General features: G+C 61.6%; 22 protein-coding genes and 1 tRNA gene. 10 read left to right on the forward strand and 13 right to left on the reverse strand.

Going from position 1 to position 21152, the window contains the following annotated elements; all coding sequences use genetic code 11:
• Window positions 1-84 precede the first annotated feature (84 nt).
• Window positions 85-1479, reverse strand: coding sequence for a glutamate--tRNA ligase (gene gltX, locus VOY09_RS06665; protein ID WP_322893618.1), 1395 nt, complete (start codon window positions 1477-1479; stop codon window positions 85-87).
• Between the two features lie 81 nt (window positions 1480-1560).
• On the opposite strand from gltX, the gene VOY09_RS06670 reads away from it, so the two are divergent.
• Window positions 1561-3636, forward strand: a complete 2076-nt coding sequence (locus VOY09_RS06670; RefSeq protein ID WP_322893619.1) for a ComEC/Rec2 family competence protein — start codon at window positions 1561-1563, stop codon at window positions 3634-3636.
• On the opposite strand, the gene lexA is transcribed toward VOY09_RS06670, so the two are convergent.
• The 7 genes from lexA to VOY09_RS06705 form a co-directional block, all read right to left on the reverse strand.
• Entirely contained in the window at window positions 3630-4313 is a 684-nt protein-coding gene (lexA, locus tag VOY09_RS06675) for a transcriptional repressor LexA (protein WP_322893620.1), read from the reverse strand. The genes VOY09_RS06670 and lexA overlap by 7 nt on opposite strands.
• 112 nt (window positions 4314-4425) lie before the next feature.
• Window positions 4426-5595 carry a gephyrin-like molybdotransferase Glp gene (glp, locus tag VOY09_RS06680; RefSeq protein WP_322893621.1) on the reverse strand — a complete coding sequence of 390 codons (1170 nt, stop codon included), beginning with the start codon at window positions 5593-5595 and terminating at the stop codon, window positions 4426-4428.
• A complete protein-coding gene (moaC, locus tag VOY09_RS06685; protein ID WP_322893622.1) occupies window positions 5592-6068 on the reverse strand; it encodes a cyclic pyranopterin monophosphate synthase MoaC in 477 nt (158 codons plus the stop codon). The genes glp and moaC overlap by 4 nt, the downstream gene beginning before the upstream one ends.
• Window positions 6065-6874, reverse strand: a complete 810-nt coding sequence (gene trpC, locus VOY09_RS06690) for an indole-3-glycerol phosphate synthase TrpC (RefSeq protein WP_322893623.1) — start codon at window positions 6872-6874, stop codon at window positions 6065-6067. Before trpC ends, moaC begins: the two co-directional genes overlap by 4 nt.
• A complete protein-coding gene (locus VOY09_RS06695) occupies window positions 6871-7512 on the reverse strand; it encodes a uracil-DNA glycosylase (RefSeq protein WP_322893624.1) in 642 nt (213 codons plus the stop codon). The genes trpC and VOY09_RS06695 overlap by 4 nt, the downstream gene beginning before the upstream one ends.
• Window positions 7512-8525 carry an anthranilate phosphoribosyltransferase gene (trpD, locus tag VOY09_RS06700; RefSeq protein ID WP_322893625.1) on the reverse strand — a complete coding sequence of 338 codons (1014 nt, stop codon included), beginning with the start codon at window positions 8523-8525 and terminating at the stop codon, window positions 7512-7514. The genes VOY09_RS06695 and trpD overlap by 1 nt, the downstream gene beginning before the upstream one ends.
• Window positions 8522-9103, reverse strand: a complete 582-nt coding sequence (locus tag VOY09_RS06705; RefSeq protein ID WP_322893626.1) for an aminodeoxychorismate/anthranilate synthase component II — start codon at window positions 9101-9103, stop codon at window positions 8522-8524. Before VOY09_RS06705 ends, trpD begins: the two co-directional genes overlap by 4 nt.
• Before the next feature lie 158 nt (window positions 9104-9261).
• Between VOY09_RS06705 and VOY09_RS06710 the strand changes: the two genes are divergently transcribed.
• Window positions 9262-10335 (forward strand): divergent polysaccharide deacetylase family protein, encoded by a 1074-nt coding sequence (locus tag VOY09_RS06710; protein ID WP_322893627.1) that lies wholly within the window; start codon window positions 9262-9264, stop codon window positions 10333-10335.
• Here the strand turns inward: VOY09_RS06710 and trpE are convergent.
• The 5 genes from trpE to fabI all read right to left on the reverse strand — a co-directional run bounded on the left by trpE (window position 10317) and on the right by fabI (window position 16304).
• The gene (gene trpE / locus VOY09_RS06715; protein WP_322893628.1) at window positions 10317-11825 is read right to left on the reverse strand and encodes an anthranilate synthase component I; all 1509 of its coding nucleotides are present in this window, start codon (window positions 11823-11825) and stop codon (window positions 10317-10319) included. The two genes, VOY09_RS06710 and trpE, sit on opposite strands and share 19 nt — an antisense overlap.
• A 7-nt stretch (window positions 11826-11832) precedes the next feature.
• Window positions 11833-13674, reverse strand: coding sequence for a peptidylprolyl isomerase (locus VOY09_RS06720; protein ID WP_322893629.1), 1842 nt, complete (start codon window positions 13672-13674; stop codon window positions 11833-11835).
• 63 nt (window positions 13675-13737) lie between these two features.
• On the reverse strand, window positions 13738-14913 hold the full coding sequence (locus VOY09_RS06725) for an aminotransferase (protein ID WP_322893630.1): 1176 nt from the start codon (window positions 14911-14913) through the stop codon (window positions 13738-13740).
• Between the two features lie 71 nt (window positions 14914-14984).
• Window positions 14985-15488, reverse strand: a complete 504-nt coding sequence (gene gpt / locus VOY09_RS06730; protein ID WP_322893631.1) for a xanthine phosphoribosyltransferase — start codon at window positions 15486-15488, stop codon at window positions 14985-14987.
• Window positions 15489-15497: 9 nt separating this feature from the next.
• Window positions 15498-16304 (reverse strand): enoyl-ACP reductase FabI, encoded by an 807-nt coding sequence (gene fabI, locus VOY09_RS06735; RefSeq protein WP_322893632.1) that lies wholly within the window; start codon window positions 16302-16304, stop codon window positions 15498-15500.
• 154 nt (window positions 16305-16458) lie between these two features.
• Here fabI and pdxH point away from each other — a divergent pair, with 154 nt between their 5' ends.
• The 8 genes from pdxH to VOY09_RS06775 all read left to right on the forward strand — a co-directional run bounded on the left by pdxH (window position 16459) and on the right by VOY09_RS06775 (window position 20905).
• Window positions 16459-17064: a pyridoxamine 5'-phosphate oxidase gene (pdxH, locus tag VOY09_RS06740; RefSeq protein ID WP_322893633.1), complete on the forward strand. Its 606-nt coding sequence runs from the start codon at window positions 16459-16461 to the stop codon at window positions 17062-17064.
• A 112-nt stretch (window positions 17065-17176) separates the two neighbouring features.
• Window positions 17177-17704: a cold shock domain-containing protein gene (locus tag VOY09_RS06745; protein ID WP_322893634.1), complete on the forward strand. Its 528-nt coding sequence runs from the start codon at window positions 17177-17179 to the stop codon at window positions 17702-17704.
• Window positions 17701-18177, forward strand: a complete 477-nt coding sequence (locus VOY09_RS06750; protein ID WP_322893635.1) for a DUF192 domain-containing protein — start codon at window positions 17701-17703, stop codon at window positions 18175-18177. Before VOY09_RS06745 ends, VOY09_RS06750 begins: the two co-directional genes overlap by 4 nt.
• A 44-nt stretch (window positions 18178-18221) precedes the next feature.
• Window positions 18222-18298, forward strand: a tRNA-Pro gene (locus VOY09_RS06755).
• A gap of 204 nt (window positions 18299-18502) precedes the next feature.
• Window positions 18503-18895, forward strand: coding sequence for an MAPEG family protein (locus VOY09_RS06760; RefSeq protein WP_322893636.1), 393 nt, complete (start codon window positions 18503-18505; stop codon window positions 18893-18895).
• A gap of 13 nt (window positions 18896-18908) precedes the next feature.
• A complete protein-coding gene (locus VOY09_RS06765; protein WP_322893637.1) occupies window positions 18909-19259 on the forward strand; it encodes a YciI family protein in 351 nt (116 codons plus the stop codon).
• 10 nt (window positions 19260-19269) lie between these two features.
• Window positions 19270-19629 carry a YciI family protein gene (locus VOY09_RS06770; protein ID WP_322893638.1) on the forward strand — a complete coding sequence of 120 codons (360 nt, stop codon included), beginning with the start codon at window positions 19270-19272 and terminating at the stop codon, window positions 19627-19629.
• 4 nt (window positions 19630-19633) lie between these two features.
• The gene (locus tag VOY09_RS06775; protein WP_322893639.1) at window positions 19634-20905 is read left to right on the forward strand and encodes an RNA polymerase sigma factor; all 1272 of its coding nucleotides are present in this window, start codon (window positions 19634-19636) and stop codon (window positions 20903-20905) included.
• Window positions 20906-21152: the final 247 nt, after the last annotated feature.

Consider the following 21152-nt stretch of genomic DNA (forward strand, 5'->3'; position numbering starts at 1 on the left):
TCCCTATCTGCCACGCCTTACAAGCAGCGTCAGCGCGTCTTCGTTCCATACACCCTGTCTAGTCACTGAATATGACGAACAGGTTTACTTGCTGGCATCCGTCAGGCGGCCAATCGTCTCGGACTGCCCCAGAACCAGCATCATATCAAACACAGAAGGCGAGACAGAGCGCCCCGATAATGCGGCACGCAAAGGTCCTGCCAGTTTGCCGAGCTTGGTATCATGCGCCTCGGCGATAGCTGCGATGATGCTTTCCAGAGTTTCTTTGTTCCAGCTAGCATTTTGCAACTGCGGCGTCAATTCTGTCAGTATACCACGGGATACATCGGTCAGTTGTGCTGCCGCTTTCTCGTCCGGGGTGATGGGCCGGTTCGCCAGAATAAAATGTGCTTTTTCAATGAGTTCCGGGAATGTCTTGGCGCGTTCTTTCAGGCAATACATGCCGCGCAGCAGCAAGTCGCCCTGTGCTGGCCTCAGTGGCGTGCTATCCGTTGCCGCGAGGTAATTCTGCAGTTCATGCAGCAGCGCAGCATCATCCGCCACAGCGATATGCCGGCCGCAGAGATGTTCCAGTTTCTTGGTGTCGAACCGGGCAGGGGATTTGCCGATACCGGCAAGGTCGAACCAGTCGCGCGCTTGGGCATCGGTGAAGAATTCATCGTCACCATGGCTCCACCCCAGCCGCGCGAGGTAATTCCGCATGCCGGCGGCGGGATATCCCAAAGCCTGATATTCGGCGGCCCCTGTCGCGCCGTGGCGTTTGGAAAGTTTCTTGCCGTCAGGTCCATAGATCAGCGGGATATGGGCGAGGGTGGGTTTCGGCCAGCCCATCGCCTCATAAATCAGGTTCTGCCGGAAAGCGTTGGCCAGATGGTCATCGCCCCGGATTACATGGGTGACGCCCATATCATGGTCATCCACCACAACGGCCAGCATATAGACCGGGCTGCCGTCCGAGCGCAGCAGGATCATATCGTCAAGCTGTTCGTTGGACCATGTGACATCGCCCTGCACCTGATCATGCAGGGTGGTCGCGCCCTCGCGCGGGGCTTTCAGGCGGATGACGAAAGGCGCGTCCGGATGGGTCGCGGGGTCGCTGTCGCGCCACGGCGACCGGAAGAGTGTGGATGATTTATCGGCGCGGGCCTGTTCGCGGAAGGCCTCAATCTCTTCCTGTGTGCTGAAGCATTTATAGGCGCGGCCTGCGGCCAGCATCTGATGCGCGACCTCGGCGTGACGCGCGGCAGAGTCGAACTGGCTGACCGGATCGCCGTCCCAATCCAACCCCAGCCATGTCAGCCCGTCCAGGATCGCTTGCGCGTTTTCGGGGGTGGACCGGGTGCGGTCGGTGTCTTCGATCCGCAGCAGGAATTTGCCGCCGCGTCCGCGTGCGTAAAGCCAGTTGAAAAGCGCGGTGCGTGCCCCCCCGATATGCAGGGCACCCGTGGGCGAAGGGGCGAAACGTGTGACAACGGACATGGGAGATTAACCTTTCGTTCACGCGGCAATGATAGATTGCCAGTGCCTCATGGGGATAGCCAGCCAAAGGACGAAGGACAAGTGCGACAGTGGGTGTCAGACGCTCTTTTGGCGCAGCGCGGTGGCTTGCTGTGCTGGGTGCCGGTCTGTCTGGCGCTGGGGATCGGCTGGTATTTCGCGCAAGCGCAGGAGCCGGGGGCAGAGGTGTTCTGGGGCTTTGCCGGGCTGGGGGCGCTATTGCTGCTGGCAGCGCGGTTAATTGCCGTGGCATGGCGGCCAATACTGCTGGCGCTGGTGCTGGCCTTGTTGGGCGCAGGCCTTGCGAAATACCGGACCGAGGCGGTGGCGGCCCCGATGCTGGGCTTTCGCTATTACGGCGCGATTGAGGGGCGTGTGGTCGACATCGACCGCTCTGCCAGCGATGCGATCCGCCTGACCTTGGACAATGTCGTGCTGGAACGGATGGCGCCGGATCGCACACCGGAACGGGTACGGGTCTCGGTTCATGGTGATCAGCTGCTGGATGAATTTCGCCCCGGCGATGTGCTGATCATGACGGGGCATCTGTCACCCGCTGCGGGACCGGCCGAGCCGGGGGGCTTTGATTTTCAGCGCCATGCGTGGTTTTTGGGTTTGGGGGCCGTGGGTTATACGCGCAATCCGGTGTTGCGGCTGGACAGTCCCGGTGCGTCTGATTGGGGGATGCGGATTTTCGCGCTGCGGATGGCGGTGTCCCTTGCCGTGCGCAGCGCGATCCCGGGCGAGGCAGGGGCCTTTGCCGCGGCGATCATGACTGGCGACCGGTCGGGGATGAGCCAGCAGACGCTGGATGATTTGCGCAAATCAAATCTGGCGCATCTTCTGGCGATTTCCGGGTTACATATGGGCCTTCTGACGGGGTTTGTTTTTGCGGTGATCCGCTATGGTCTGGCGCTGGTGCCGTTCATCGCGCTGCGGCTTGCGACCAAAAAGATCGCGGCTTTGGTGGCGCTGATCGTCGGTGCCTTCTATCTGGCGCTGTCGGGGGGCAATGTGGCCACCGAACGTGCCTTTATCATGGCGGCGGTGGTGCTGGTCGCGGTCTTGCTGGACAGGCGGGCTCTGACCCTGCGCGCGGTGGCGATTGCGGCGATGATCGTGCTGGTCTGGCAGCCAGAGGCGCTGACCGGGCCGGGGTTCCAGATGTCCTTTGCCGCCACTGTCGCGCTGATCGCAGTGTTTCGCGGCTTGCGCCGGGTTGATCTGCATCGCCTGCCGCGCTGGTCGCGCCCGGCGTTGTCGGTATTTTTGTCGTCCTTGGTGGCGGGTCTGGCGACCGCCCCCTATGCAGCGGCGCATTTCAATATGATGTCGCATTTTGGCTTGATTGCCAATCTGGCCAGTGTCCCCTTGATGGGGTTATTGGTCATGCCGGCAGCGGTGCTGGCGACCTGCCTTGCGCCACTGGGGCTGGATGGCATCGGTTTCGCGCTGATGGAGGCGGGATTGCGCTGGATCCTGTTCGTCGCGGCGACGGCGGCAGCGCCGGACAATGCGGTCAGCTATGTCATGGCCCCGGCGGGGGCAGTTTTGCCGCTGCTGACGCTGGGGTTGCTCTGGCTGATCCTGTGGCAGGGGCGGGCGCGCTTTGCCGGGCTGGGGCTGGCTGTGCTGGCCTTCGTGATCTGGCAGGACAGCACACGGCCTGCGCTGCTGGTGGCCGATGATGGCGGGCTGATCGGGCGGCTGGGGCCGCAGGGGCGGGCGCTGTCGAAAGCCACGGGAGGCAGTTTTGTGGCAGGCATCTGGCTGGAAAATGATGGTGTGCCGGTAGCGCAGGATGCCGCTGCCGCGCGGGACGGTTTGCAGCGCGAGGGGCGCGTGGTGACAGCGGTATTGGGTGACTGGCAGGTCAGCCAAGTGTCAGGCAAAACTGCGCTGGCGGAATTGCAAGGCTGCGGCGGGGCGGATGTGCTGGTGGTCAATCAGCGCGACGCGGTGGCGCGCCCTTGTGAGGTTTTTGATCTGATCCGGCTGCGCGACACCGGGGCGCTGGCGCTGGATCTTGGTGCGGATGGTGACCTGATCATTGCCACAGCACAAACTGCCGCCGGCAACCGGCCGTGGAACGGGCGCGATGGACCGCCCGCAGCGGCGCTGGTGCTGAGCCGTCAGTAAGTGCGGATCAGCCCGACAAGACGGCCCTGCACCTTGACCTGATCATCGCGGAAAACGCGGGTTTCATAGGCCGGGTTTGCAGCCTCAAGCGCGATGGTGCTGCCGTTGCGGCGGAACCGTTTCAGCGTGGCTTCCTGATCTGCGACCAAGGCCACGACGATATCGCCGTTATTGGCCGTGCTGGTTTCGCGGATCACCACGACATCGCCATCATTGATGCCAGCTTCGATCATCGAATCGCCTTTGACCTCAAGCGCGTAATGATCGCCTTTGCCCAGCATGCTTTGCGGGACATGGATATGGTGGGAGACTTCGGAAATCGCCTCGATCGGGACACCGGCAGCGATGCGGCCCATGACGGGCAGCGACAGCGACCCGGTTTCCACCGCCATGGCGGCGGCAGGGATCTTGTCACGCTTGTCACCGTCGATCACCCGGGGGGTAAAGCCGGTTTTTGTCATGCTGTCGGGCAATTTCAGAATTTCGAGCGCGCGGGCGCGATGCGCCAGACGGCGGATGAAACCGCGTTCTTCCAAGGCGGTGATCAGCCGGTGGATGCCGGATTTGGAGCGTAAATCCAGCGCCTCTTTCATCTCGTCAAAGCTGGGGGGGATCCCGTCGCGCTGCACGCGCCCATGGATGAAGGCCAGAAGGTCGAGTTGCTTTTTGGTCAACATTTGGGTGCCCCTTCGCTTGTTGTGCTTATGTTCTAGCGATGTTCCCGTTTTGTGTCAATTGCCTTGCAATCACCGGGCGTAGAGCAGGAGTATTTGGAGAAATAAGAAGCTGTCAGAGTGGGAGGATTTGTATGTCTTCGCCGGCTTTGCGTGCTTGGTCATGCGGCGGGCGCAGGGCGAGGCAATTGGCCTCGGCCAGAACGGTGAGCAGGCTGCTGTCCTGGCGGTCGAAGATCGTGACGCGGCCCGCGTCCAGATAGGCGCGGGTATAATGCGCGCGCGGGCCGTTGGCGGGCGTGTCATGGGTGAGGCGGGCGGTTTGCATCGGTGCTTCGGTGCCGAGGCCGCGCATTTTGCGCAGCACCGGCAGCACGAAGACATGGCCGCAGACCATGGCCGAGACCGGGTTGCCGGGCAGGCCGATCATCGCGGAGCGCCCCAGTTTGCCCGCCATCAGCGGTTTGCCGGGGCGCATGGCGATTTTGTAAAAGGCGCGGTCCATGCCCATGGCCAGCGCGACTTGCCCTACCAGATCATGATCGCCGACCGAGGCGCCGCCGATGGTGATGATCAGATCGGCGTCACTGGCAAGGGTGAAGGCCTGTTCCAGCGCCGGAACATTGTCGCGCGCGATGGGCAGCAGCCGGGCCTTGCCGCCCTGCGCCGCGATCAGCGCCGCGAGGCCGTAGCTGTTGGAGGCGATGATCTGATCGGGTCCGGGGGTTTCACCGGGTTGGACGAGTTCGTCGCCGGTGGCGATGATCGCGACCACAGGTTTGCGGGTGACGGGGACCTGCGCGATGTTCATGGATGCCAGCAGCGCGATATCGGCGGGGGACAGCAGGCGGGGCGCTTTGATCTGGTCGCCGCTGCGGAAATCGCCGCCTTTGGGGCGGATGTTGCTGCCTTGGTCGGTCGTGTCGGTGATCGTGATCCGGTCGCCGTCGCGGATGACATTTTCCTGAATGACCACGTGATCGGCCCCGTCCGGCACGGGCGCGCCGGTGAAGATGCGGATTGCTTGGCCTTGGGTGAGGGTGCCGTGCCAGCCGTGGCCGGCGGCGGATTCGCCGATGACGTGCAAGGAGGTGCCGTGCTGGTATTCGGTCGATTTGATCGCATAGCCATCCATTGCAGAGGCGGCGAAAGGCGGCTGGTCGCGCAGGGCGCTGACGTCTTGGGCAAGGACCCGGTCTGCGGCCTGGCGCAGGGGCACCAGTTGCGCGGGCAGGGGATCAACCAGCGTGAAGAGTTTGGCAAGGGCGTCATCGACGGAGATCATGGGGCTGTGAAGCGGCCCGATTTGCCGCCGTCTTTCAGCGTGACGCGCAAGCCGCCGATGACCATGTCTTTTTGCACGGCCTTGACCATGTCATAGATCGTCAGGGCGGCGGTGCTGGCGGCGGTGAGCGCCTCCATCTCTACCCCGGTTTGGCCGCTGGTTTTGACCGTGGCGCTGATGCGGATGCCGGGCAGGGTCGTGTCGGGGGTCAATTCCACGCTGACCTTGGTGATCGGCAAAGGGTGGCAGAGCGGGATAAGATCGGCGGTTTTTTTCGCCCCCATGATCCCCGCGATCCGGGCGATGCCCAGCACATCGCCTTTTTTCGCGCGGCCTTCGGTGATCAGCGCGAGGGTCGCGCCCGACATCACGATATGCGCCTCGGCCACGGCGATGCGGTCGGTGACCGCCTTGCCGGAGACATCGACCATATGGGCCTGACCCTCGGCGTCGAAATGCGTCAGCCCGGTCACATGACACCTCCGGTCGCGGGATTGGCCAGCAGGTGGGCCGTGGCGCTGGCGACATCCTCCTGCCGCATCAGGCTTTCCCCGATCAGGAAGGCGCGGATGCCATAGCGGGCCATATCGGCGAGGTCTTCGGGGGTGAACAACCCGCTTTCGCAGACGACCTTACGGTCCTCGGGGACGAGTTTCGAGAGTTTGCGTGTTGTGTCCAGAGTCACCTCAAATGTCTTGAGGTTGCGGTTGTTGATCCCGATCAGCGGCGATTGCAGCAGGATTGCGCGGTCGAGTTCGTCTTTGTCATGCACCTCGATCAGCACATCCATGTTCCATTGGATCGCGGCCTGTTCAAGTTCCTGTGCCTGCGCATCGCTGACGGAGGCCATGATGATCAGGATGCAATCCGCCCCCAAGGCGCGGGATTCAGCGACTTGCCAGGGATCATAGAGGAAATCCTTGCGCAGGGCGGGCAGGTCGCAGGCGTCGCGGGCCAAGGCCAGATAGCTGTCGTCGCCCTGAAAGGACGGGCCGTCGGTGAGGACCGACAGGCAGGTGGCGCCGCCTTGTTGGTAGGCTTGCGCCAGTGCGGCCGGGTCGAAATCGGCGCGGATCAGGCCCTTGGAGGGGCTGGCTTTCTTGATCTCGGCGATCAAGCCGTAACCTTCGCGGCTGGCATCGGCCAAGGCATCGGCGAAGCCGCGCACGGGGGCGGCGGCGCGGGCATGTGCCTCGATCTCGGCCTGGGGCAGGGCGGCTTTGCGCTGCGCCACATCTTCCAGCTTATAGGCTTTGATCTTCGCGAGGATATCGGTCATGGGTCCGCCCAGTTTATTGGAAATTCACCCCGATCCATAAGCCATTGGTTGACCTTTGAAAATGGCCGTGACCCGAAAAAGCCCCTGTGGGCTGACAAGGGTGACGGATGTGCGGAGCTCAGGATCAGGTGATGGGCGGCCAGATGGGTGCTGTATTTCTGCGCATGGGCCCCCCAGAGGATGAAGGCGCGCGGGGCTGGGTCAAGACGGGCCAGCACCTGCTGGACCAACGCGGACCAGCCGATTTTGGCATGTGCGCCTGCCTGCCCGGGCGCGACAGAGAGCGCGGTGTTGAGGAGCAACACGCCTTGGCCGGCCCAATCGTGCAGGTTGGTTTTGGTTCTGGTTTGACCGGTATCTGATTGGATTCCCTTGAATATATTGCCAAGGCTGGCCAGATTGCCGGTGAAACTGGGGGTTATGGAAAAGGCCAGTCCGTCGGCCTTGTGATCGGTGTGATAGGGGTCCTGGCCGAGGATCACGACTTTTGTCGCCTGCGGTTGGCAAAGTTCCAAGGCCGTGAAGGTCAGCGCGGGTGGCGGCAGGATATCCGCGTTAAGCTGCGCCGTGATCTGCGGCAGATCATCGGCGAAGAATGGCAGATCAGCCCATGCGCCCAGCCGGGTCAGGTCAAACATCAGCCTTGCGTGATGCGGACGAGGGCAGCGAGGCCTGCCTTCGCCTTGCCGCTGTCGATGCTGTCGCGGGCAATCTCCACGCCTTCGGTCAAGGATGCGGCCTTGTCGGCCACGACGAGGGCGGCGGCGGCGTTGAACAGCACGGCGTCGCGGTAGGCACCGGGTGCGCCGTCGAGCAAGGCACGCAGGGCCACGGCGTTGTCTTCGGGTGTGCCACCGATGATATCGCGGAAGGGATGTTCTTGCAGGCCTGCATCCTCGGGGTGGATCTGGCGGGAGGTGATGCGCCCGTTTTCCAGCACGGCGACAGAGGTCGCCCCGCAGATTGTGATCTCATCGGTGCCATCGCTGCCGTGGACCAGCCATGCTTTTTCAGAGCCCAATTGTTGCAGGGTTTCGGCCATCGGATGGATCAGGTCGATGGCAAAAGCCCCTGTCAGTTGCCGTTTCACACCTGCGGGATTTGTCAATGGTCCCAAGATGTTAAAGATCGTTTTGCAGCCAAGCTCCAACCGCACCGGCCCGACATGACGCATTGCGGGATGGTGCAAGGGGGCCATCATGAAACCGATCCCGGCCTCGGCTATCGCGCGTTCTACCACGTCTGGCGTGACGTTGACGTTGATACCCAAGGCGCTTTGCACATCGGCGGTGCCGGATTTCGATGACAGGTTGCGGTTGCCGTGTTTGGCGACCGGCACACCTGCGCCTGCCACGACAAAGGCGGTCGCGGTCGAGATGTTCAACGTGTGTTTGCCATCGCCGCCGGTGCCGACGATATCCATGGCCCCTTCTGGCGCTTTCACCGGCACGCAATGGGCGCGCATCACGGCGGCGGCAGCGGCATATTCTGACACCGCCTCGCCCCTTGCGCGCAGCGCCATCAGCAGGCCGCCGATCTGGGCGGGCGTGGCCTCACCAGCGAAAAGATAGCCAAAGGCTTCTTCCGCCTGCGACCGGGACAAAGGCCCTTCGGACGCGGCGTAGATCAAGGGTTTCATCGCGTCGGTCATGCGGGCACCTTTGCGATATCCAGAAAGTTGCGCAGCAAGGCGTGGCCGTGTTCGGACCGGATGCTTTCAGGGTGGAATTGCACGCCGTGGATCGGCAGGGTTTTATGTTGCAGGCCCATGATGGTGCCGTCTTCCAGATCGGCGGTGATGTCCAGACAATCGGGCAGGGTGGTGCGGTCGACCACCAGTGAATGATAGCGGGTGGCGGCGAAAGGGCTGGGCAGACCGGCGAAGAGGCCCTGACCCTTGTGCCGCATCTGGCCCATCTTGCCATGGACGATTTCGTGGCAGCGGATGACCTTGCCGCCGAACGCCTGACCAATCGCCTGATGGCCAAGGCAGACGCCAAGGAGCGGCAGGCCGGTTTCGGCAGCGGCATGGACCAAGGGCAGGCAGATGCCTGCCTGCGCGGGATCGCAGGGACCCGGCGACAGCACGATGGCGGACGGGTTCATCGCCATGGCCTGCTGCACATCCAGCGCGTCATTGCGGCGCACGACGACATCGGCCCCAAGCTCGCCCAGGTAATGGACAAGATTATAGGTGAAACTGTCGTAATTATCGATCAAAAGCAGCATGGCTGGTCCCGGCATCGTGGAAATGGGGCTACCGCCCGTGGCAAAGCTGGCGGTATAAGTGCAGCCATACATGGGCCGCAAGGCGGGGCAGCGTCAAGGCCTTGGGCGGTAAATCAAGACGGGCGGGTAAGATGCGATCATTTCTGGCAGGTTCTGCAATGGCATTTGTGCTGGGGGGCACCGGGCTGGTGGTGGCGTCTTTGACGGCGGAGCCGCCGGTTTTGAATGATCCGGTGCCTGTGGCCGTCGTGCCGCCACCTGCGGCAGTGGAGCCGGAGCCTGAGGTGGTGGAACAACCCGACCTTTCGGTTCCTGTGCCTCCGGTGGCACCGCAGGTTGAGAGCATGACCAACCCGCCGGAGCCTGCGGTGGAACTGCCGGAGCCGGAAGATCTGCAGCCTGATCCACCCAAAGTCGCTGTTTCGCCGCCATCTTCTGTCGAAAATCTGCCAGCACCTGCGGCAGAGCCTGCGCCGCCACCGGCCCCTGCGGTGCGCGTCAACCGCCCCGGTACAGAACCTGAACCCGAACTGGTCGAGGATATGGGTCCCGCGACACCCCCCCTGATGCGCTATGCTGCTGTTTTCGATTATGCCGCTGATCTGCCGCTGGTGGCGGTTGTCCTGATGGATGACCCGGCGATGCGGGACGCGCCTGCGGTGATCGCCAGCCTGCCTTTCGTGCCGACAATGGTGCTGAATGCCGCCGCCCCCGATGTCACCGAGCGGATGCGTGCCTATCGCGCGGCGGGAATCGAAGTGGTGCTGGAGGCGCGCCTGCCACAGGGCGCGCGGCCATCAAATATAGAGGTCACCTATCAGGCGGCGTTCACTTCTGTGCCAGAGGCGATTGCGGTTTTCTCGGACGGGACCGGGCCAGAGGCGGATGGTGTTGTCGCCGATCAGGTCATGCAATGGGTGGCGGCTGACGGGCGCGGATTCGTGAGCATGCCGCGCGGGCTGGACGCGATGCGGCCTGCTGCGACGGGCGATGCGCCGACCGCTCTGATCAGCCGCGAGATTGATGGCGCGGGCGAGACGCAGGCCGCGATTGAACGCAATCTGGCGCAGGCGTCTTTCCGTGCGCGCCAGACCGGGGATGCGGTTGTTCTCGGCCATGCGACGCACGATACGCTGGCGGCGTTGCGCAGCTGGGCCAATCGCAGCGATCCGGCTCAGATGTCACTGGTGCCGGTCTCGGCGGTGCTGATCGCTCAGTTACCGCCGCCCTGAAACATCCGCGCATCCGCTGCTGCCTTGCGGATCGCGTTGGATTTATGCACGGTTTCCTGATATTCTGCTTCCGGGTCGCTGTCATAGACGACGCCGCCACCAGCCTGGATATATAGTTTTTCATCCTGCAACACCGCGGTGCGCAGGGCGATACACATATCCATATCGCCATTGGCGCTGAAATAGCCGCAGCCGCCGCCATAGACGCCGCGCTTTTCGGGTTCCAATTCGTCGATGATCTGCATCGCGCGGACCTTGGGCGCGCCGGATACCGTACCTGCGGGCATGCCTGCGAAAAAGGCGGACAGCGCGTCCTGATCATCGGCCAGCTCGCCCACGACATTGGACACGATATGCATCACATGGCTGTAGCGTTCGACGATGAATTGTTCGGTCGGGCGGACGGTGCCGATCTTGGAAACCTTGCCGGTATCATTGCGCCCCAGATCGAGCAGCATCAGATGTTCGGCGAGTTCCTTCTGATCGGCCAGCAAATCCGCCTCGTTCGCGTCATCCTGCGCAGGTGTCGCACCGCGCGGCCTTGTGCCGGCGATGGGGCGGATCGTGACCTCTTTGCCAAAGACGCGGACAAGGATTTCGGGGCTTGCCCCGATCACCTGAAAACCACCGAAGTTGAAAAAGAACATGAAGGGCGACGGGTTGGTGCGGCGCAAGGACCGATAGAGCGCAAAGGGCGGTTCGCGGAATTCCTGCGTCCAGCGTTGCGAGGGGACGACCTGGAAGATATCGCCGGCGCGGATGTAGTCTTTGGCCTTTTCCACCGCCTGCAGATAGCCGCTATGGCTGAAATTGGACACCGGCGGTGCCACATCCGCCGGATCGGCCAAGGCGCGGCTGTGTTGCGGCAGGGACCGGTCCAGCGCGCGTTGCGCATCCATGACCCGTTCGGCGGCCTGCGCATAGGCGGCTTTGGCCGACAGGCCGGAGCGGACATAGGCGGGGGCGACGAGAATCACATCGCCTTTCACACCGTCCAGCACGGCCACGACAGAGGGGCGCAGCATTACCGCATCGGGCAGGCCCAGGGGATCGGGGTTCACATCGGGCAGATGTTCGACCAGCCGGATCATGTCATACCCCAGATAGCCAAACAGCCCAGCAGAGGCGGCGGGCAGACCCGCAGGCAGATCGATGCGCGATTCGGCGATGATGGCGCGCAATGCGGCCAAAGGATCGCCCGGCATATCCTCCCAGGCATCGGCATCATAGCGCGCGGCGCGGTTGACGCGGGATGTCGTGTCGCGACATTCCCAGATCAGATCGGGGTTCATGCCGATCATCGAATAGCGGCCCCGGATTTCGCCACCTGTGACGCTTTCGAGGATGAAAGCGTTGGTGCCAGCCTCGGTCAGTTTCAGCATCAAGGAGACCGGCGTGTCCAGATCAGCGGCGATACGGGTATAGACGATCTGGTTTTCGCCCGCATCATAGCGGCGGGCGAAGCTGTCATAATCGGGCAGTAAGGCCATGGCGCACCTATTGCAGCTGGGCATTCACGGAATCGACCGTGCCCTGATTGATATTGATGCGGGTGTTTTGCTGCACCGTAGCGGCATAGGCGTCGAACAGATCCTGCGCGATACCTGCGGAGAGATTGTCAGCAATCGCGGCACGTTGGGCGTCCTGATCGGTGGCGGCGGGATCCGCCTCTGCCACGCGGTCCAGACGGACGATCAGGGCAGAATCACCTGCATCCACGACGCGGGTTTCACCAAGGTCCATGGCGAAGGCGATATCGTTGAAGCCTTCCGGTGTTTCCTCGACAAAGCTGCGGCGGGTCAGGTTGGTCTCCACACGCGGGGTCAGACCCAGGTCTTCCAGATTGGTGTCAGCTTCGATTGTGGCGGCGATTTCCTCTGCACGGGCGAGAACGGCCTGTTGCTGGGCCTGCAATTGCCAGGCTTCGGCTACCTGATCGCGGATATCCTCCAGCGGTGGCACGCGGGCAGGGGTCACCCCATCAAGGCGCAGGGCAAAGACGCCGCCATCGGACAGGACTTCAAGCCGGGGGAAGGCACCTTCGGTCGCTTCTTCTGCGGCGGTGCGGAACGTTTCATAGGCGGCGATACCGTCGGTGACATCAGGGGTCCAGCTGATCGTGCCAAGTTCCAGATCGGTGGTTTCGGCCAGATCTTCGAGCGAGGCACCACCGGCCAGAAGATCGGTGATCCGGTCGTAATCCTGATTGATCACTTCGCGTGCGGCTTCGGCTGCGAGTTCGACGCGCAGGTCGTCACTGGCTTCTTCCAGCGTGATTTCCTGTGCGTTCAGCACGGCATTGACCCGGAACAGGGCCGCGCCGAGGGTCGTCGGGAACGGGCCGACAATCGTGCCGGGGGACGCGGTGAAAACAGCCTCTGCCGTTTCGTCGGGCAATTCATCCCGGGCGACATCGCCAAGGTCGATATCGGTCAGACTCAGACCACGTTCGGTGACCAGATCGTCAAAGGTGATTTCATTTGCTTCCAGCCGATCCGACGCGGCTTCGGCTGCGGCAGGATCGGTGAAGTTCAGCCGTTCAACAAGGCGACGTTCGGGTTGAACGAATTCGGCGATGCGCTGTTCGTAAAGCGCGGACAAGGCGGCGTCGGTGACCTCCATCTCGCCTTCGATCATCGCGGGTGTCATCCACGCATAGGTGATCTCGCGCGCTTCGGGCAGCGTGAACTGATCGGCGTTTGCGTCATAGAAGGCCTGCACGTCGTCATCGGTGGCACCGGGCACGGGGGCGGTCAGTGCCGACGCATCAACCCGGACCAAGGTCAGATCGCGGGCTTCGCTGAGGTAGCGTACAACTGTATCGGCGGGGGCGGCGGGGGTGGGCACGCCACCCACGACGGCGGATTGCAGCAGAGTGCGCGCGAGGTCTTCGCGGATTTCAGATTCAAACTGGGATTCGGTCTGGCCGGATTGTTGCAGCACAAGCCGGTACGTATCGCGGTTGAAACCGCCCGCGCCCTGAAACGCCTGAATCGCGCGGACCCGGTCAAAGACCGCCGCGTCCCCGGCAGAAATACCCATTTGCGCCGCTTCGTTATCAAGTGTGCGAGTCAGGACCACCTGCTGCAAGGCTTGCTGGTCGATCCCGAAGGCCTGTGCCTGCTGGAACGAGATCTGCGAGCCGAATTGCGCAGACAGGCTGCGGATCTGATCGTCCAGTGCCCGCTGATAGGCGGTCACGGTGACATCCTTGTCACCCACGGACCCAAGGCTGCGGACATTGCCGGTCAGCCCGCCGGTACCGAAACCGGCCAGCCCGACAAGGATCACGCCGACGATGATCCATGCGCCGATACTGGTTTTCTTCTTCTGTGCCATCTGTTGCCGCTCCGCCCTGTAGTGTCGCGCATGAATAGGGGGCTAGGCCCTTGGGTGCAAGGGTCAGACGCTGACCTTTGCCAGCCGGTCGAACAGGGTTTCGATCTCTGCCCGGTCGATATTGGCGAAAGCGATGCGCAGCTGGCTTTCACCGCCGGGCAGATCATCTGGCATGAACATGGTGCCGGGCAGGAGCAGGATGCTGGCATCCTTGACCAGCCGTTGCGCGAGATCGGCTGATGAGATCGCGAAGGGATGTTCCAGATAGGCGAAATAGGCCCCGACGCCGAGCAGTTTCCACCCCTTTGCCGCAAGCGCCGGGAAATGATCACTGATCGCCGCACGCCGGTCGAGGATTTCATCCCGTTCCCCGGCCAGCCACTGACCAAGGTTCTGCATCCCCCAAAGGGCGGCGCGTTGCCCGATCTGATTTGGGCAGATCGCGACGGTATCAAGGAATTTCTCGATCTCGGCCAGCCGTGCGGGGTTGGTCAGGATCGCGCCGACACGGTGGCCGGTCAGCCGGTAGGCCTTGGAGAACGAATAAAGCTGGATCAGCGTGTCATCCCAAGCAGGACCGCGGAACAGATCGTGCGCAGCACCTGTGCGGCTGTCGAAATCGCGGTAAGTTTCATCGACGATTAGCGCGATGTTATGGGCGCGGGCGAGATCCATGAAAGCGCGCAAAGTGCTGGCGGGATATTCCACGCCGCAGGGATTGTTGGGGCTGACCAGCACGATGGCGCGGGTGCGCGGGGTGATCAACAGGGCAGCCTCATCCGCGTCGGGGATCAGGTCTTGGCCGCAGGGCAGGGGAATGGTCGTCACGCCGGACATATCCAGCCACATGCGATGGTTGAAGTAATAGGGGATCGGCAGGATCACCTCATCCGCTTCGCCGCAAAGGGCGCTGATCGCAGCGGCGAAGGCCTGATTGCAGCCCGATGTGATGCCGACCTGAGCAGGCAGGACCTGACCGCCATAGGCTGTGGTCCATTGCTGCGCGATTTCAGCGCGTAATGCGGGCAGACCCAGCACGGGGCCGTAAAGATGCGCCTCGGCCTCATGCAGCACGATTTCGGCCAAGGCCTGCCGCAAGGCCAGCGGCGGTGCGGCAACGGGTGCTGCCTGACTGACATTGATCAGCGGGCGGTCGGTGGGATGGGTCACGCCGTCAAGCCAGCGCCGCGCTGCCATCACCGGCGGTGGAAAGGTGGCGGCGGTGCGGGTCTTTGGCATAGCATGTCCTGTTACCGTGGCGCCAGAAAGACTTTTATGCCTCCGGCGGGGATATTTATACTCTGACGATGTTAATCTTTGCCGCGGTAGGGTTCGACATATTGCAGGGCCATGTCCCATGGAAAGAAGATCCATGTGTCTTGGCTGACTTCGGTGATGAAGGTCTGAACTTGCGGGCGGCCTTTGGGTTTGGCATAGACGGTGGCGAAATGTGCCTTGGGGTAGAGGCTGCGGACCAGTTCCAGCGTCTTGCCGCTGTCGACCAGATCATCGACGATCAGGATGCCGGTGCCATCGCCCATCAATTCCGCATCGGGGGATTTCAGCACCCGCGCCTCGGCCTGGTTCTGGTTGTCATAGCTTTTCACGCTGATCGTATCGACTGTGCGGATATCGAGTTCGCGCGCCACGATCATCGCCGGTGCCATGCCGCCACGGGTGATCGCGACCACGGCGCGCCATGCGCCATCATCGGGGCCTTCGCCGTCCAGCCGCCAAGCCAGGGCGCGGCTGTCGCGGTGGATCTGATCCCAGGAAATGTGAAAGCCTTTTTCATGCGGCAGACGGTCGGTCATGGCTTCGTCCTATTCCTTGGTGATATCAGGGGCGTCGACGGCTTTCATGCCGACGACGTGATAGCCGGAATCGACATGCAGGATTTCACCCGTTACGGCACTGGCCAGATCGGACAGGAGGTAGAGCGCGGATTTTCCGACCTCTTCCTGCGTCACGGTGCGGCGCAGGGGCGAGTTATATTCGTTCCATTTCATGATCAGGCGGAAATCCCCGATGCCTGACGCAGCCAGTGTCTTGATCGTGCCGGCGCTGATCGCGTTGACGCGGATGTTCTTCTTGCCCAAATCTTCTGCAAGGTAGCGCACGGAGGCTTCGAGCGCGGCCTTGGCCACGCCCATGACATTGTAATGGGGCATCACCTTTTCCGCGCCGTAATAGGTGAGCGTCAGGCAGGACCCGCCCTCTGTCATCATCTTTTCAGCGCGCTGCACGACTGCAGTGAAGGAATAAACCGAGATATCCATCGACATCGCGAAATTGGACCGGCTGGTGTCGACGTAGCGGCCGCGCAATTCGTTCTTGTCGGAAAATCCGATGGCATGGACGACAAAATCGAGCTTGCCCCATTTTTCGTTAAGTGCTGAGAAGAGCTCATCAATCGAGGCTTCATCACCGACATCGCAGGGCAGGATCGTGTCCGAACCGACCGATTGCGCCAGCGGCTGCACGCGCTTGAGCAAGGCTTCGCCCTGATAGGAAAACGCAAGTTCCGCACCTGCATCGGCACAGGCCTTGGCGATCCCCCATGCGATGGATTTGTCATTCGCGAGGCCCATGATCAGCCCGCGCTTGCCTTGCATCAATTGTGATGACATTGCTTGCAACCTTTGTAATTACTTTGCACGTCCCTAGCACGGGTATCGGGGGGTTGCCTAGATACCTGCATCGTGGGAACAATATGTCAAAATGGTTGCTACTGTCCTTGATTGATCTTAAGTTTTAGGTTGGGGGCCGCAAGGAGGATCGGCATTGTCTGATCGCACGGGGATTTTTGCGGGTGAAGACCCATTTTTGATTGCCCAGCATTGGTTGCGGGCGGCGGAAGAATCGGAATCGACCGACCCCAACGCGATTGCGTTGGCGACGGTCGACGAGACAGGGCTGCCAAATGTAAGAATGGTTTTGTTAAAGGAGATCGAAGCGGCGGCATTTGTGTTCTACACCAATTACGAAAGTCGCAAGGCCGTTGAAATTTCAGCGACAGGCAAAGCGGCATTCGTGATGCACTGGAAGTCGCTGGCGCGCCAGATCCGCGTTCGCGGACTTGTCACGCGCGAGGATGGTCCGGTCGCAGATGCTTATTATCAGTCGCGATCGCTCAAAAGCCGTCTTGGCGCATGGGCATCGCGGCAGTCACAACCTTTGACGTCACGTGCGGCGTTGATGGCTGAGGTGGCAAAAGCTACAGCGACCCATGGAACCAATCCAAAACGCCCTGCACATTGGGGCGGGTTCCGGATTACGCCGCTTGAGATTGAGTTTTGGTCAGATGGTGCTTTTCGTTTGCACGACCGGTTTCGGTGGTCGCGTCAGACGCCAAAAGATGGTTGGACAGTGACCCGTCTTAACCCCTAGGGCGTTGGTTTTTTTAGATTGCATGCTGCGGGGCTTGCCTTGGTTAGCGTGTGAGTGTCGGAACGTTGAAAGATGCGGTGCAGGACAGACATCGCGTCAAAAGGAAGAAAAAATGGAAACGGAAGACACCGCCTACCGTCGGCGCGTGCAGGGCTTGGTAAAGTGGTTTGACCCCACCAAAGGGTTTGGCTTTGTTATCGCAGAGCTGGGCGGACCAGATATTTTGTTGCATGCCAATGTGTTGCGTAATTTTGGCCAGGGCTCTGTCGTGGACGGGTCCCGGATCGATCTGATGGTACAGGATACCCAGCGTGGGTTGCAGGCTGTTGAAGTGATCTCGATCACGCCGCCGCAGACGGATTCCGCCTTGCCGCTGCGTGACATGATGGATTTCACCCCGGCCGATATCGCCAGCCGCCCGGTGGAACCGGCCCGCGTCAAATGGTTCGATAAATCCAAGGGATTTGGATTTGCCAATGTGTTCGGAAAAGCCGAAGATGTCTTCGTGCATGTCGAAGTGTTGCGCCGGTCCGGCCTGTCGGACCTGCAATCGGGCGAGGCTGTCGGCCTGCGTCTGGTGGACGGCGAACGCGGGCGCATGGCGATCGAGGTTGTCGGATGGGAAAGCGCGGTCAAATGAAGGCAGTGATCCTGGGGTTCGCACTGACGTTGACATCGCAGATGGCGATGGCGGCCTGTGCTGATGACAGGGTCACGATTGTCGGCGATTGGGGGCAGGCGGGGTTCACGGTCGAGATTGCCGATACCCCCGCCGAGCGCGCCCAAGGGCTGATGTATGTAGAAGAGATGCCGCGCATGTCGGGCATGTTGTTCATCTACGAAGAACCGCAAGCGGTCAGCTTCTGGATGAAGAACACATTGATTCCCTTGGATATGTTATTCGCCAGCCCCGATGGTGAAATTCTGGAATTGCATGAAAATGCCGTGCCGGGCGATTTGACACCGATCCCCGGTGGCGACGGTGTGCAGATGGTTTTAGAGATCAATGGCGGGCTGTCGCGGCGTCTGGGCATTGATGTCGGCGATGTCATGCAGCACCCCAGCTTTGGTCCGGAAGCAATTTTGCCTTGTGACGAAAAGTTTGGTCTTTAGGGCTTTTCAAATCATTTGAGTGTAGCTAAAGACACGCCATGGTTCGGGGCGTAGCGCAGCCTGGTAGCGCATCTGTTTTGGGAACAGAGGGTCGGGAGTTCGAATCTCTCCGCCCCGACCATGAAAATCCAGTCATCACTGTTGGATAGATCGCCTTTAGGGCGCTATTGATGTTTTGCGTGATAGTCTTGTCGAGCTTGGCTCGCAAATCTGTCAGGCGACCTAGCGTTGTGCAGGTCTGAAAAATATTTTCCAACCCATGTCGAAATTTACAAAACGCAGACGTCCTTGGAGTATCGAAACACGATACTGAAAAGGAATGACCATGATTTTTGCTATTACGCCTCTTTACGCGCTGCCGGTGGCGGCGATCTATCTGATCCTGTGGTTCCGCGTGTCCGCACTGCGTTCAAACACAGGCCTGTCCTTTGGAGATGGTGGCAATCCGCTGTTGTTGCAGCGCATCCGCCAGCACGGGAATTGCGCCGAATGGTCGGCTTTCGTGCTGATCCTGATGATTCTGGCTGAAGGTATGGGGACACCGGCGATCTGGCTGCATATCTCAGGCGCTTTGTTACTGATCGGGCGCATTGCGCATCCTTTCGGGCTAGTGCCGGACAATGCCGGTCATCCGCTGCGCTATGTCGGGAACGGCACCAATATTCTGGCGGCGCTGAATGCGATGGTCTGCATCGCCATCCACATTCTTGGCCTGTAAAAGGATATTTCCCATGAAATACATGATTTTGCTTTATGCCGCACCGGACAAGAACCCGGTCCCCGGCACCCCCGAATGCGACGCGATGATGGCCGACTTCTTTAGCCTGGACGAAAGGATGAAAGACCGCGCGACCGTTCTGGCGGGCGAAGGTCTGCTGGGCGCGCAAACCGCAACGACCGTGAAACGGCCGGCGGGGCAGGTTGAAACCATCGACGGGCCCTTTGCCGAAACGCGCGAGCATCTTGGTGGTTTTTATCTCATCGAGGCAGCGACGCTGGACGATGCCTTGGCCTTTGCAGCCGAAATCCCCGTGGCCCGCTATGGATCGGTCGAAGTTCGGCCCGTCGAAGTTTTCGAATAGGAGAAGACCCATGCAATATATGCTGTTGATCTACAATGACCCGGCGCTGGAACCGGCCTATGGCACGCCTGAATTCGAGCAGATGATGAGCGGTTACTTCGCCGCGAACGAACAGATGAAGGCCGATGGCGTCCTGCGCAGCGGCGAAGGGCTGCAAGGCGTCGAAACCGCAACATCGCTGCGCCTCAAGGCGGGCAAAGTGGAAACCATGGATGGCCCTTTTGCGGAAACCCGCGAACATCTGGGCGGCTATTATGTCATCGACGTGGCGGATCTTGATGCCGCCCTGCGCTATGCCGCGCTGATCCCTTCGGCGGCCTTTGGCACGATCGAGGTGCGTCCGCTGATGGATTATAACCCGGCGAGCTGACCTGATGACCAATCCCGCCCCCGGCCCGACCAGCGCCATTGCGATTGCGTGCGAGCTTGATCGCGTGATGCGGGCGGATCGGGGGCGGCTTATTTCAGCTTTGGCTGCGGGCCTGCGGGATCTGAGCCTTGCGGAAGAGGTGTTACAGGAAGCGGCTGTGTCGGCCCTCACCCATTGGGGCCGGTCCGGCCTGCCTGTATCGCCTGCGGGCTGGCTGTTGCAGGTCGCCCGGCGCAAGGCCATCGACCGGCTGCGCGGGGCGGCGCGCGATACGCGCAAGGCGCAGGCGCTTACCCTGCTGCGCGCACAGGATGATGCGCCTGATTCCGATGATATCCCCGACCAGCGCCTGCGCCTGATTTTCGCGTGCTGCCATCCGGCGCTGGAGCCGAAGTCGCGCATTGCCCTGACCTTGCGGACCGTCTGCGGGCTGACCACGCCTGAAATTGCCCGCGCCTTTCTGGACACAGAAACCACCATGGGCCAGCGCATCAGCCGCGCCAAGGCCAAGATCGCGGCGGCTGGTATCCCCTTTGCCGTGCCCGAAGCCGACCAATGGCCCGCCCGGCTGAAGACTGTGCTGACCACGATCTACCTGATTTTCACCACCGGCTATGTTGCTGGGCCAGAGGAGCCGCGCGATCTGTGCCGAGAGGCGGAATATCTGATGCGGTTGATTGACCGCTTGCACCCGGAGGATGCAGAGGTCGAAGGCGCGCTGGCGATGATGCTGCTGACCGCCGCCCGCCGCGCGGCGCGTATCGCGCCCGATGGGGCCAGCCTGCCGCCCGCCGATCAGGACCGTCACCTGTGGGATGTCGTGCGGATCAGCGAAGGCCGCGCCGTGCTGGCCCGCGCCGTGGCGCGGCGGCAGCCTGGCCCATTCCAGATCAAGGCGGCGATTGCCGATTGCCAGATGGCCGATCCGGCCCCGGACTGGCCACAGATTGCGGCACTCTATGCGGCGCTTTACCGGCACGAACCCACATCTGTCGTCGCGCTCAACGCCGCTGTCGCAATGGCCGAGGCTGGTGATCCTGCGCGCGGGCTGGCTATGGTGGAAAGCCTTGCGACTGACCTTGCGGATTATCAGCCTTGGCACGCGGCGCGGGCGGCTTTGTTGGCGGCAACGGATGCGCGGGACGAGGCGGCCATTGCCTATGGCACGGCGATTGCACTGGCGCCGACATCGGCAGAAGCGCAATTTTTGCAACACCGGCTGCACGCGTTGAATGCGCCGCAATCCGGGTATTGTCGGATCGACGACGGCGACTGAGTCGGTCTGCCCACATCAGGGCTGCGCGTTGTTCCGACGGAAGCGACAAAAAGATTAACGCGCCGCATTGTTGCGCCGTGGTCACCTTTCGCCGATCCGCAATCTGCCTGCATTTCGGGCGCAGTGATGTGGGCAATTTCATCCGGGCGCAGAAATATCGCCGCTAAACCTATCCGCGTAAAGGGTTTCCTGGCTCTCGCTCCAGCGCCTGTTCTGTGGACAGTTTAGTGGATGAATCACTGCCGGC

It is taken from the genome of Yoonia sp. 67-2, from assembly GCF_035117555.1.
GTDB lineage: Bacteria > Pseudomonadota > Alphaproteobacteria > Rhodobacterales > Rhodobacteraceae > Yoonia.